Origin of the sequence: Halopiger aswanensis, from assembly GCF_003610195.1 — an archaeon.
Lineage (GTDB): Archaea > Halobacteriota > Halobacteria > Halobacteriales > Natrialbaceae > Halopiger > Halopiger aswanensis.
Genome location: NZ_RAPO01000006.1, coordinates 78,105 through 90,561, shown reverse-complemented (window position 1 = coordinate 90,561; position 12,457 = coordinate 78,105). Strand labels below are relative to the sequence as shown.

Here is a 12,457-nt window from a genome sequence, read left to right as displayed (position 1 = left end):
GTCGTTGTCCAATCTGGGGAACGCGAGGCCAAAAGCCCGACGGATCCCACTGCTCGCCTTGTGTGTCGCGTGCTCTCGTTGTGCGTCCTCGGTACTCACGGTCGCCCGCTCGATGTGTCAGTCGGTCTCCGTCTGCGACGAATCGGCGCACCTGTCGCAGCTATTTGTTTTTCAGGAAGACTTTTACTGTCGTGCTCGTGATGTATCCATAACGCCCTCCCCGCATGAGCCTCCGTCTGCGAATTGGCGGCGTCCTCGCCGCCCTCGTCGCGATCAACGCCCTGTTCGTCCTGGTCCTGCTGTGGGCCTACGGGGTCTTACTGCCCGGAGTAGTCGCCGGAACCGTCGTGTTCCTCCAACACGGAACTGCCCCGCTCGATTTCCTCCGACTGCCGGTCTCGTGGCCGACGGCCGGCCTGTTGATCGCGGGCTTTCTCCTCGCGCAGGTATACTACGGCTACCGTCGCGTGCTCTCGGGCACCCGCGCCGGCGACGGGGAGCACGAAGTCGCCCGTACCGTCCGCCGATTGGCGATGACCGCCGACGTCCCCGAACCGAGCGTCCGCGTCATCGCCGACGACGAGCCGAGTTGTTACACGGTCGGTCGGCTCACCGACGCGACGATCGTCGTCACGACCGGGCTGGTCGACGCGCTCGACGCGGACGAACTCGAGGCAGTGCTCGCCCACGAAATCGCCCACATCGCCAACCGGGACGTGACGCTGATGACGATCACGACGCTGTTCGTCGAAATCGCCGACCAGGCGTACCACTGGGCACGGCTGGCTCGCCGGGCGCTGTTCGACCCGCGCCAGCTATCGACCCGCGGCCGGGTCGCGGTGCAGTGGTTCCTTCCGCTGGTCGCGCTGACCTACGTCTTCGTCGCGCCGCTGCTGTGGGTCTTCCCGACGATCGCCGACTGGGCCACGCGGACGCTCTCACACGCCCGGGAGTTCGCCGCCGACGACGCCGCCGCGCGGATCACGGGCAAGCCCCTCGCGCTCGCGACCGCGCTGGTGACCCTCGCCGAGGCGACCGAACCGCCAGCCACGGACCTCCGCACGGCGAAAACGCGCGCGCTGTGTATCGTCCCGACCGACCTCGTCACCGGCCGAGCGGTCGGGTCGGCCTCCGACCTCGAGGACGAAGCGAGCACGACGTCGGCGACCGAGCGCCGCGAGACCGTCACGGCGTGGCTCGAGGGAGCGACGCCGGCGACGGCGACCGCTCCCGCGGGAACCGGCACGCACCCGCCGGTCGAACGGCGACTCGAGCGACTGCAGACGATCGCCGCCGACCAGGAACTGGAGGGATCGGCGTGAGCGCGAGCGGGACCCGCCAGCTACTGGTCGTCCTCGGCTGCATCGTCTGCCTGCTCGCGGTCGCCAGCGCACTCCCGGCGGCCGATCCGCGCCTCGAGCCACCGGGATCGGTCGGCGGCGGCAGTAACGGAACGTCTTCGGCCGGCGAGTGGGACTCGATCACGGACGACGACCCGTTCTCGGTCGAGGAGCCCGATGTCGACGACGATACCCCCGTCGACTCCCCCAGCGCCCTCGAGCCGGATATCGAGATCCGCGGCGAACTCGAGCCCGGCAACGAGGTGACGATCGAACTCGCCGATACCGGCACGTTCAGCGATCGGGAGGTCGAAGTCAACGGCGAATCGGTCGGAAAAACAGATTGGGGATCCGTCGATGCCACCGTTCCGTACGCCGAGGAGATGACCGTCTCCGTCCCCGACGATAACGCCTCGCGGACCGTCGACGTCCAAACGAACGCGACGATAGAGACCCACGACGGCGCTGCACCGACCGCTGAATTCGAGGTGTCGGCCACCGTCGGTTCGACGGAGGTCCCCGATGCGACCGTGTTCGTCGACGGTGTATCGGTCGCGACGACCGACGAGGACGGCTACGCCACCGTCACGCTTCCCGACGAGGCCGGCCCGACCGACCTTCGCGTCGAGCGCCAACCGGTGACCGGCGACCGTACCGTCGAGGTCGCCGAGCCGCAGGTCGAGTTCGTCTCGCCGTTACTGTTCCCCGGCTCGCCGGCACCCGTACAGGTCTCGGCCGACGGTACGCCGATTCCGAACGCGACGGTCACGCTCGAGAGCGGCGGGACGGCAATGACAGGCGACGACGGACGGACGCGGCTCTGGCTCCCGATCGCCGACGAGGCGACCGTCACCGCGTCGGTCGGCGAGGAGACGACGACGGCGACCGTCGGCGACCTCTACCTTCGACTCGCGGCCATCGTCGTGTTCGGGCCCGGCTTCGGTATCGGCGCGCTCGTGACGTACCTCCGAGTCGCCGCTCGGACTGACGGGAAGGGGGCCGGGCTGTCCGGGTTCGTCGTCGGCCTCGGAGACGTGCTGTCGGGCGTCGCCGCCGCACTGGCCGGCGCGATCGACGGCACGTTCCGGCTTGGCTCGAAGGTAGCAGGCCTGTTCACCGTACAGGGGCCGCGGCTGCCCTCGATGCCGCGACTACGGTTTTCGCTGCCGAGTCCGTCGTTCGGCGGTGGACTACGGTTCCCCTCACTCTCGCCCTCGCTCGGCTCGTCACTCTCGTCGTTCGGCCACGCCTTCGGCTCGCTGTCGATCGGGTCGCTGTTCGGATCGTCCCGAAACCGCGGCTCGAGTCTCGGTCGCTCGTCGCTGCGAAACTTGCTCGGCGGGGACGACGATGGAGATAGTGACGGGGACGACGCCGATTCCGACGACGGCGGCGCGCCGCCGCTGGCCGACGAACCGCTCGGTCCGCGCGGCCCGCGCTCCGAGATCCGTGCGGCGTGGCACGCCTTCCTCGATCGTCTCGAGGTGACTCGCCGCGAGACGTTAACGCCGGGGCAGGCCGCCAGACGAGCGCTTCGGTCCGGGTTCCCGGCGACCCTGGTTGCCCGACTCGTCGCGATCGTCCGCGACGTCGAGTACGGCCGTCGAGAGCCGTCCCCGGAACGGGTGCTCGAGGCCCGCGAGTCGGCGAGAAAGCTGATTTCGGTAGCCGACGCTGACGGCGACGATGCTGACGACGCCGACGAGGAGGTGACGTCGCGATGAGCCGCCGATCCTCGACGAGTCTGTGGCGCAGCGCGGTCGGCCGTCTCACCGCGGTCGATCGCGACCGACTCGCCGTCGCGGTGATCGCCGGCGGCACCGTGCTGGCGTTCGCCTCGGTCGTGCTGGGCGGCTTCGTTCCGTACGGACTGCTAGCCAACGTGCTCTACCCGCTCGCCGTTCTCCTGCCGGCGATCGGCGTCGTCATCGCGTTCGGCGCCCTCTGGTGGGCGGCGACGGTCACCGGCCCGAGTGCGGGCGAATCGCCGCTGCTTTCGGACGCGGATATCGACCGGCCGCCGGAGCAGGGGCACTCGCGAACGGAACGCCCCGTCGCCCTCGAGACGACGTGGCTCCTCGAGGACGGGACGGACGAGTGGTACCGCTGTCAGGACGGGACCTCAACCGGGACAGTTCGGGAGCGCCTCGCCGACGGTGCCGTTCGAACGCTGCGGGCGAAACGCGGCCTCGAGCAGAGCGCGGCCCGTGCGGCCGTTCGATCGGGGACGTGGACCGACGACGATATCGCGGCCGCGTTCCTCGCCGACGGCGTCCGCCAGCCGGTCGAGGAGCGGCTTCGGGCCGCAGTCGATCCCGGCGGGGCGTTCGATCGGCGCGTCCGGCGGACGCTGACGGCGATCGAGTCGATCGCCGACGACTCGCGGCCGCTCGAGGTGCGCCGCGAACGTGCCCCGACGTCGACGACGACCGAATCGGAGACGACGGAGGTGGCCCCGGATCGATGACCGCATCAGAGAGCACTATCGAACGAATCGATCGCGGCGAGTGGGCAGTCACCGCGGCGCTGGCGATCGCGGGCATCGGCCTCGTCGTCGGGAGCCAGGTGCTCATCGTCGCGGCGACGGTGCCGCTGTGGTACGCCGCTGCGGCCGTCTTCGGGACTCACCAGCCGACGATGGTTCGGCTCCAGCGCGAGCTCGCGGTCGAGGGCGACGACGCGGTCGCTGCCGCTGACGGCGGCCGCGCCGGTCTCGAGGAAATCGGCGACGACGACGGCGCCGACACCGGGAACCGCACCCTGCGAGCCGACCCCGGCGACACCGTGACGGTCCGGACGGCGATCCAAAACGACGGGAGCGAGACCATCACCGATCTGCGGGTCGTCGACGCCGTCCCCGAGGGGCTGTCCGTCGTCTCCGGCTCTCCGCGGGCGTGTGTCACCCTCGAGCCCCTCGAGGCCGCGACGCTCGAGTACGAGGTCGTGGTTCGGCGCGGCGAGCACGCGTTCGGCGACGCGACGGTCCGGACGCGGAACGCGACCGGGACGGTGACCGAGACCCGGACCGTCTCGGTCGCGGGGGACGAGACCGTCCGGTGTTCGCCGACCGTCGACGACGCCCCGCTCGGGAGCGCGACCAACGACTACGCGGGCGAGGTGCCGACCGACGAGGGCGGCAGCGGGGTCGAGTTCTACTCCGTGCGCGACTACGAGCCGGGCGACCCGGTCGGTGCGATCGACTGGCGCCGCTACGCCGCCACGCGGGAGCTCTCGACGGTCGAGTACCGCGCCGAGCGGGCGACGCGGGTCGTCTGCGTCGTCGACGCGCGCCGGAGTCAGCTCCGGGCGGCCACGACCGCCGAGATTCCCGCGGTCGATCTCTCGGCGGACGCTGCCGAGCGGACGTTCGACGCGCTCGTCGACGAGGGACATCCAACCGGCGTCGTCGGGATTTCCGAGGAGCGCATCGAGGCCGTCGAGCCGGGCACGGATCCGGCGACGCGCGAGGAGGTTTCGCGCGTGCTCGACGAGGTGTGGGACCTGGAACACGGTCCCCAGTACTTCCAGCGCTCGTCGGGGGACGATCTCGCGGCCGAACTCGCGACGACGCTGCCGGGCGAAGCGCAGGTGTACCTGTTCTCCTCGTTCGTCGACGACGAACCGGTCGACCTCGTCGCGGGGCTCCGAACGCGGGGCTATGCCGTCCGCGTCGTCTCGCCGGACGTGACGGCGAGCGCGGACGGCGACGCCGACGATACCGCAACCCGTCTCGAGGCGCTCGATCGCAAGCGCCGGCTGGCTCGAGCCCGCGCACAGGGCGCCCGGGTCGTCGACTGGCCGCTCGAGCGGCCGCTCGGGCTGGTGCTTCGCAACGCCATCGGGGAGGTGGGACGGCGATGAGCGACGCCGACGTTACGATAGATGCGGAGCCGAGACCCGCACGGACTCCGCGACTGCCGTCGACGACCGCCTGGGCGATCGCCATCGCCGCCGCGATCGGACTGCTCGCGCTCGCGACGTTCGATCTCCGCGTCGCTGCCGGCGCCGCCGTCGGACTCGTCCTCGCGGCGGCGATACCGGGGTTCGCCGGTTCGAACTGGCGCGTGGGTGCGACGGCGGCGCTCCTTCCGATCACCGCGCTCGGCACAGCCGGCGCCCTCGGAACCGCTGGCGGCCCGGGCGCCGGTGCGCTGGTGCTCCTCGGCGCGGTCGTCGCACTCGCCGCGGGTCTCCTCGTCACCGGCGGACTCGAGCCGCTGCCGAGCAAGCGGGCGGCCGCCGCCGCGGTCATCGCCGGGGCCGTCAGCGGAGCCGTTGCGCTGGCCGCCGACACCGTCTCGCAACTCGGTCGAGCGACGATCCTCGAGACGGCGCTGTGGTTCTCCGTCAACGGCCTCCGAGAAACGATACTCGCGCTGGTCGTCGCCGGGATTGTCGCGGGTGCTGGGATCGTGATGCTGCCTCCGGCCGGGTTTTCGACGCCGGAATCCCGCGACGCGTACGACCGCGCCCGGCGGGGGCTGCTCGGGTGGATCGCCGTCGCGATCGTCGTCGCGTCGCTCGCGCTCGCAGGCGCCACCGTCCTCTCGTGGTACGTTCCGCCGCTCGAGCCGGTAGTCGCGGCGCTCGTCGATGGTCCGATCGTCAGTGGCGCGTGTGCGCTCGTGACGGCTCTCGGCATCATCGCCAGCGTCGTCGGCGCTGTGGTTCGGTACGCGTGGGTCGCCGCGGCGGAGCGCACGCGGGAGAGCGTCGTCGTCCCGATCGTTGCCGGCTCGACACTCGGCGTCGTCGCTCCCCTGGCGCTCGCGGGTGCAGTCAACGTGTCAGCCGACGTTATTTCCGTGGCGAGCGGGGCAACGGCCGGCGTGCTCCTCGCAGGCGGAGTAGTCGGTGCGGCGTACGCACAGTGGCGGGCGGCGAGCGAGATCCGTCTCGGCCCCGGCCGCGGGTCGATCATCATCGCCGGCGCGCTCGGGGCGAGTGCCGTCGTCATCGGGACGACCGTCGAGACGGGAGCGGGTATCGCGGCGCTCAGAACGGGCGTTGTTTCGATCGTCGTCCTCGCCACGGGGCTGTTCGTCTACGATATCGGCCGATACGGCCGCGTGCTGGCTCGAGATATCGGGACCAGTCCAGCAGCGTCGCCCCACCCGCAGTACGTCCGCGTCGGCTGGAGTGCGCTGGTTGCGGGCGTCGGTGCGATCGTCGCTGTGGTCGGCCTCGCCGTCACGACGCTGTTCGCACCGACGCTGTCGGTTCCGGCGACGGCCGCCGTCCTCGCTGCTTTCAGCGCGGTACTGGCCGGCTCCTGGCTACTGTTCCGCTGAGTCGGGGTCCATCGCCGGCACCTCGACCTGATCCAGCACCGATTCGACGACGGCACGCCGGGAGGCACCCTCGACGCTCGCCTCCGGCGTCAACACGAGCCGGTGGGCGATCGCGGCCGGCGCGATGTGCTTGACGTCGTCCGGGACGACGTACTCGCGGCCCTCGAGGACGGCGCGGGCTCGACTCGCTTCGAATAGCCGCTGGACGCCCCGCGGCGAGACGCCGACGTCGACGCGGCCGTCCCGCCGGGTGGCACGACAGACCTGACCGATGTAATCGCGAACGGGATCGTCGACGGTGACCGTCTCCGGAACTTCCTGGAGGTCGCGCACGCGCTCGAGGTCGATGACGGGATCGACGGTCGGATCGGGACGGTCGCGGTCGGCCCGCCGGTCGATCAACTCGCGCGTCCCCTCCGGATCGGGGTAGCCCAGCGAGGTCTTGATCATGAAGCGGTCGCGCTGGGCCTCCGGGAGTTCGAAGGTCCCCTCCTGTTCGACCGGATTCTGCGTCGCGATGACGATGAACGGATCCGGTAGCTCGTGGGTCTCGCCGTCGACGGTCACCTGGTCTTCGGCCATCGCCTCGAGCAGCGCGGACTGGGTTTTCGGCGGCGCGCGGTTGATCTCGTCGGCGAGGACGACGTTCGCGAACACCGGGCCTTCCGTGAAGTGAAACTCGCCGGTCTCCTCCTCGAAGACGTACGAACCGGTGACGTCGGAGGGCATCAGATCCGGCGTGAACTGAATTCGGGAGAACTCGAGGCCGAGCGCGGTCGCGAACGAGCGGGCGGTGAGGGTCTTGCCCGTGCCGGGGACGTCCTCGAGGAGGACGTGGCCGCGGGCGAGCAAGCCCGCGGTGATCTCTTTCAGAACGGTTTCGTCGGCGACGACGGCGGAGAGGATTTCGTCGACGACGCTCTCCGCGGTCGCCGCGGCGTCGGGGACTGACATGTGGCGTACCGGATACCGGAACCTACGCGGACTTATACCTCTCGGTAGTTGACACGATGGGTCGGCCGCGATGACCGATGGCCAGCGGACGACTCAGGCGCTCGAGCGAAGCACCGCCCGGTACCGCCGGCCGGCGTCGTCGTCGGCCGACAGCGCCTCGCGGATCGTCGGGGAGAGCCACTCGCGGTCGGCGTCGGGATCGCGCTCGCCCGCGGCACCCGCGGTGCCGTCGGCCGACACGCCGTCGAACCCGTCCGTCCGCAGGTCGGCCGGCAGGAACCGCTCGTAGACCGGCAACCGCTCGCCCAGCGGCAGTTCGGCGCTCGCGGCGATCTCCTCGAGTTCGCGCAGCGCGGGCCACTTGTAGTCGGGATTGATGTGGTCGTCCGTGACCGGAGAGACGCCGCCCAGATCGTCGACGCCGCAGTCGATCAGGTCCCGCGCGGGCGCGAGGTTCGGCGGCACCTGCACCGAGACTTCTTCGGGGAGGGCGGCCCGAGCCATCGCCGTCACCCGGCGCATCGTCTCGAGGTCGGGCGAGCCCTCGGACCAGCGCTCGTTCTCGACGACCGGCTGGACGATCACCTCCTGAATGTGGTCGTAGCGCTCGTGCATCTTGCGGATCGCGAGCAGGCTCTCCGCTCGGTCGCGCCAGTCCTCGCCGACGCCGACGAGGATGCCGGTCGTGAACGCGACGTCGAGTTCGCCCGCGTTCTGCATCGTCCGCAGGCGCTGGCCCGGCTGCTTACTTCGCGGGCCGCCGTGAGCCCGGACCTCGGCCGTCGTCTCGAGCATCACGCCCATGCTGGCGTTGACGTCCGCGACGGCCGCCATCTGCTCGCGGGTCTGGTCGCCCGGATTGGCGTGGGGGAGGAGTCCCTCGTCGAGGGCGACCTGGCAGGCCTCGCGGAGGTAGGTGTGAATCGAGTCGTGGCCCCACTCCGCGAGTTGGTCGTGAATCTCGGTGTAGCGGTCGTCGGGGTCGTCGCCGAAGGTAAACAGCGCCTCCGTACAGCCCGCGGCGGCGCCCTCGCGACAGATCTCGCGAACCTCCTCGAGCGAGAGCAGGGAGGCCTGTCCCGGCGGGTCGAAGTACGTACAGTAGGTACAGGTGTAGCGACACGCCGTCGTCAGCGGCACGAAGACGTTGCGCGCGAAGGTCAACGCCGACGGCGACTCGACGTCGGCCGGCGTCACCTCGAGCAACTCGTCGATGGCGGCGTCGTCGATCGATATACCGACGCCGTACTCGCTCGCCCCGGGAATCATTACCTCCGTGTGTCGGCGCGTCGCACATAAGCCCTTTCCGTCCCGCCGAGGCCGTTCCCCGTGATTCCGGGCGATCGGATCGCCGCCCTTTATGGTACCGGTGGCCCTTAGCGAACGTGTATGCTCGACGCTGTACTACACACCGGGTCGGAACACCCCGACCTCCTCTGGATTCTGGTGCCGAGTTTCCTGTCGTTCATCGCGGGACTCAGCCTGCGAACGTACGCGGATCGTCTCCGACGCTGGGCGCGCCCCGACGGCGACACGGCAGCCGACTAATTTCATTCCGTCCGCCGGCCGTATTCAGTCGGCGCTGCGAGCGACGGTGACGCGTCCGTCCCGCTCCTCGAGTTCGAAGCCGAACGATCGGAGTCTAGTCGGCGCGTGCTCCGTGCCGTGGATGAGCACCTCGACCAGATCGTCCGGTTCGTCGATGTCGGTCGCCAGTCGGAAAGAGTCCACCGTCTCGACAGTTAGTCCGCTATCCGCGGCGATCTCGCGGTGATCGAGGTACGACGCGCCGTGATAGTCCACCCGAAACTCGGGGTGACGAACTGCGAGCGCGTTCGTCCCGCCGCCCCGCCCGGGAGCGATCGCGACGTCCGCGTCGCCGGAAAACAAGCGCTCGAGGGCGTCGGCCGTCGTCAGCGCGAGGTCGGCCATGACGACGCCGACGGCGTCGTCGGTCGTCCCGTCGTCTTTCCCGGCCTCCCCGGCCGGCAGTCGGGCGTTGACCGCTTCGGTAAGCGATCGGTCGTCGACCTCGATCGTCGTGGCTTCGCGGACTTCATCGGAAACCGTGAGGTCGAAGTCCGCCTCGAGATCGATCGGCGCCGTCGCGAGCACGGTCGGCTCGTAGCCCGCCGCGACGATCGCGCGGAGGACGTCCGCGAGCATCGCCCGCGCGAACGACCGGCGCTCGCGGTCGGCGAGCACGGGGCTGAGTCGCGTTTTTGGTGACTCCACGGCGAACGGGACGACGACGCGCATGGTCGCCGAGAATTGATCGTACCCGCCTAAAAGAACGTCGAACTCCGGGACGAGTCGGACCGAACGCGTGGGCGCAGTGCCCGTCGGCCGTTCCCGTCCGGGGCTCGTCGCGCGCTATCCCGTTATTGCACCGTCTGCGTGCCCCCCGACACGATCGCCGTCTCCTCCGGTCGTCGGCAATCGAACCGCACTGCACCGCGTTGTACCGCGTTGCACCGCACTGCACCGTTTCCCGTCCGAATCGATCGAACCTCGGCCGCTCAGAACAGCGGCTCGAGTTCGTCTTCGTCGTCTTCGACGAGTTCCTCGAGGTTCTCCTCGCTTTCCTGTTGGATGTCGTCGATGTTGTCTTGGGCCTCGATCGCGACCTGCTGCAGGCGCTTGATTCGCGGGACGTTGGTGACTCCCGAGAGCAGGATTGCAGCGGCCACTTCCGGTTCGTCGCGCGGGTAGTCGCCGCCGCGGACTTCCATGCTGCCCGTTTCCTCTTCGAGCCACTTCCGCCCGCGCTCGATGCCTTTCCGGTTCAAGTACTCCGAGGGACCGGACAGCACCAGCAGCGCGCGTTCGGTGCCTTCGATCTCGCAGGGGAGCGTGAGGCGACCGAGCGCGGCCTTGCGGACGAGGCTCGTGATGCGGTTGGTCGTGTTCGCCGCGTCGAGGTCGTCGTCGCCGCCGTCGTCGCCGGTGAACCGGGAGAGGAGGCCGCCGCCCGTGTTCATGTCGACCTCTTCGCTGGCGAAGCCGACAGTTGAGACGCCACCACCCGAGAGCGTGTTGATGATCTCGGAGGAGTCGACGACGCTCTCTGCGACCTCCTCGCCGTCGCCGACCTCGCCGGCGCCGAAGAGGATGCCGAACCGGCGGACGATCTCCTCGTTGATCTGTTCGTAGCCGCCTTCGACGGACTCGCCGGTCTGTCGCCAGGAGTCGTTGTCGAAGACCATCAGGTTGTCAACTTCCCGAACGAACGTCTGGAAGGAGCGGGCTGCGTTGAGCGTATAGATGCCGCCCTCGTCCGTGCCCGGAAGAATACCCAGTCCGTAGACCGGGATCGTGTAGATTCGCTTGAGGTGTTTCGCGAGGACGGGCGCGCCGCCCGAGCCCGTGCCGCCGCCCATCCCGGCGACGACGAGGAACGCGTCGACCTCGTGGGTCGGGATCGAGTCGATCGCGTTCTGGACCTCGTCGATGTCCTCTTCGGCGATTTCCGCGCCGAGTTCGTTGTCTGCACCCACCCCGTGGCCCTTCACGCGGGCCTGCCCGATGAGTACACGGTTCTCCTGTGGAATATTGTCAAGACCGATGAGGTCTGCTTTCGCAGAGTTGACAGCGATCGCCGCGCGGACGATCCCGCTGTTCGTTCGATCGTCGTAATCGAGGAATCGATCGACGATCTTGCCACCAGCCTGTCCGAATCCGATCATCGCCAGCTTCATTGTTTGTCAGGGGGCTCCGTTGAATTGGTAACAGAGTGATGAAGGGCATAAGTCTTTCTATGATGTGAATTTCTCGCACAATCTAATATCGATCGAAACAAGTCGCCAGCGACGATTTTCAGCCCGATTCTCGCGCACAGAAAATACTTCTGGCCGATAGTGGCCAACGTCTTTATACTTCTCAACAGGTCGTGTCGATTTCGGAGACTCGAGTAATATCTGATTAACGGGCCAGTACGACGGATCGAGACCAGCCGCCGTCGGCTAGTCGGCGTGAGGAAGCCCGAGATACGAACCGAAGGTCCGCAAGTCGTCGACGGTCACGCCGAACGCGGTCACGTCGTTGTCGGTCACGGTGTTGTCAAATTCGAGCGAGCGGGCCTGATCCGTGCCGAAGGGGACGAACGGAACCGCATCGACCGCCGCGAGGCCGAGTTTCGTCAGCGCCATCGGCACCGGAACGATGGTCACGTCCTTCCCCTCTGCCTCGTAGACCAGTTCCGTCGCGTCCGCGAGCGTCACGACCTGCGGGCCACCGAGTTCGTAGATTTCGCCGACGTGATCGTCCTCTTCGATGGCATCGGCCAGCATCGAGACGAGATCGCCGACCCAGATCGGCTGGAATCGCGTCTCGCCGCCACCCGGCAGCCCGGTCACGTACGGCGTCGTCAGCTGCTTCGTGAAATCGACGAACTCCCCGCCGTCACCGAAGACGATCGACGGACGGACGATCGTCCACTCGAGGCTCGAGTCGGTGACGACGTCCTCGGCCTTCCCCTTCGCGCGAATGTAGTCGGTCGGGCCGTCGGGATCGGCTCCGAGCGCGCTCAACTGGAGGAATCGGTCGACGCCGTGTTCCTCGGCAGCCCGAACGAGGTTTTCGGTACCGCCGAGGTGAACGCGCTCGTGGGCGTTCTCGTCGCTCGGCTTGAATAGCGGAGAGAGCGCGACGAGGTTAACGACGGCATCGTGGCCGGCGACGGCGCTCTCGATCGAGTCGAAGGCGCTGACGTCGCCCATTGCGAGGTCGACGTCGTCGGGCAAGCCGTTCCGATCGGGGTTGCGAGACAGCGCCGTCACTTCGTGGCCGCGTTCCGCGAGTTCCGTACAGAGATTCGTGCCGATGAAGCCGGTACCGCCGGCGACGAGGACCTTCATAGTGATTCGTTCGGTC

General features: G+C 68.7%; 11 protein-coding genes. 6 read left to right on the top strand and 5 right to left on the bottom strand.

Annotation, left to right across the window (positions count from 1 at the left end; all coding sequences use genetic code 11):
• Window positions 1–224: 224 nt before the first annotated feature.
• The 5 genes from ATJ93_RS21640 to ATJ93_RS21620 are packed head-to-tail and all read left to right on the top strand — an operon-like array spanning window position 225 to window position 6,631.
• Entirely contained in the window at window positions 225–1,322 is a 1,098-nt protein-coding gene (locus ATJ93_RS21640; protein ID WP_120246752.1) for a M48 family metalloprotease, read from the top strand.
• Window positions 1,319–3,064 carry a DUF4129 domain-containing protein gene (locus ATJ93_RS21635; protein ID WP_120246751.1) on the top strand — a complete coding sequence of 582 codons (1,746 nt, stop codon included), beginning with the start codon at window positions 1,319–1,321 and terminating at the stop codon, window positions 3,062–3,064. The genes ATJ93_RS21640 and ATJ93_RS21635 overlap by 4 nt, the downstream gene beginning before the upstream one ends.
• Window positions 3,061–3,807 (top strand): DUF7269 family protein, encoded by a 747-nt coding sequence (locus ATJ93_RS21630; protein WP_245977783.1) that lies wholly within the window; start codon window positions 3,061–3,063, stop codon window positions 3,805–3,807. The genes ATJ93_RS21635 and ATJ93_RS21630 overlap by 4 nt, the downstream gene beginning before the upstream one ends.
• Window positions 3,804–5,201 carry a DUF58 domain-containing protein gene (locus ATJ93_RS21625; RefSeq protein ID WP_120246750.1) on the top strand — a complete coding sequence of 466 codons (1,398 nt, stop codon included), beginning with the start codon at window positions 3,804–3,806 and terminating at the stop codon, window positions 5,199–5,201. Before ATJ93_RS21630 ends, ATJ93_RS21625 begins: the two co-directional genes overlap by 4 nt.
• Entirely contained in the window at window positions 5,198–6,631 is a 1,434-nt protein-coding gene (locus ATJ93_RS21620) for a hypothetical protein (RefSeq protein WP_120246749.1), read from the top strand. The genes ATJ93_RS21625 and ATJ93_RS21620 overlap by 4 nt, the downstream gene beginning before the upstream one ends.
• Here ATJ93_RS21620 and ATJ93_RS21615 read toward each other — a convergent pair.
• Window positions 6,617–7,585, bottom strand: coding sequence for an AAA family ATPase (locus ATJ93_RS21615; protein ID WP_120246748.1), 969 nt, complete (start codon window positions 7,583–7,585; stop codon window positions 6,617–6,619). The genes ATJ93_RS21620 and ATJ93_RS21615 overlap by 15 nt on opposite strands.
• Window positions 7,586–7,678: 93 nt before the next feature.
• Window positions 7,679–8,854: a 7,8-didemethyl-8-hydroxy-5-deazariboflavin synthase subunit CofG gene (gene cofG, locus ATJ93_RS21610; protein WP_120246747.1), complete on the bottom strand. Its 1,176-nt coding sequence runs from the start codon at window positions 8,852–8,854 to the stop codon at window positions 7,679–7,681.
• A 120-nt stretch (window positions 8,855–8,974) separates the two neighbouring features.
• Here cofG and ATJ93_RS23850 point away from each other — a divergent pair, with 120 nt between their 5' ends.
• Window positions 8,975–9,133: a hypothetical protein gene (locus tag ATJ93_RS23850; protein WP_170155629.1), complete on the top strand. Its 159-nt coding sequence runs from the start codon at window positions 8,975–8,977 to the stop codon at window positions 9,131–9,133.
• Between the two features lie 24 nt (window positions 9,134–9,157).
• Here ATJ93_RS23850 and cofC read toward each other — a convergent pair whose 3' ends face one another.
• From cofC to ATJ93_RS21595, 3 genes are all read right to left on the bottom strand, one after another.
• Complete coding sequence (cofC, locus tag ATJ93_RS21605) at window positions 9,158–9,844, bottom strand: 2-phospho-L-lactate guanylyltransferase (protein WP_120246746.1); 687 nt, start codon at window positions 9,842–9,844, stop codon at window positions 9,158–9,160.
• A 260-nt stretch (window positions 9,845–10,104) separates the two neighbouring features.
• Entirely contained in the window at window positions 10,105–11,283 is a 1,179-nt protein-coding gene (locus tag ATJ93_RS21600) for a tubulin/FtsZ family protein (RefSeq protein ID WP_120246745.1), read from the bottom strand.
• Between the two features lie 264 nt (window positions 11,284–11,547).
• Window positions 11,548–12,441: a complex I NDUFA9 subunit family protein gene (locus ATJ93_RS21595; protein ID WP_120246744.1), complete on the bottom strand. Its 894-nt coding sequence runs from the start codon at window positions 12,439–12,441 to the stop codon at window positions 11,548–11,550.
• Between the last annotated feature and the right edge of the window lie 16 nt (window positions 12,442–12,457).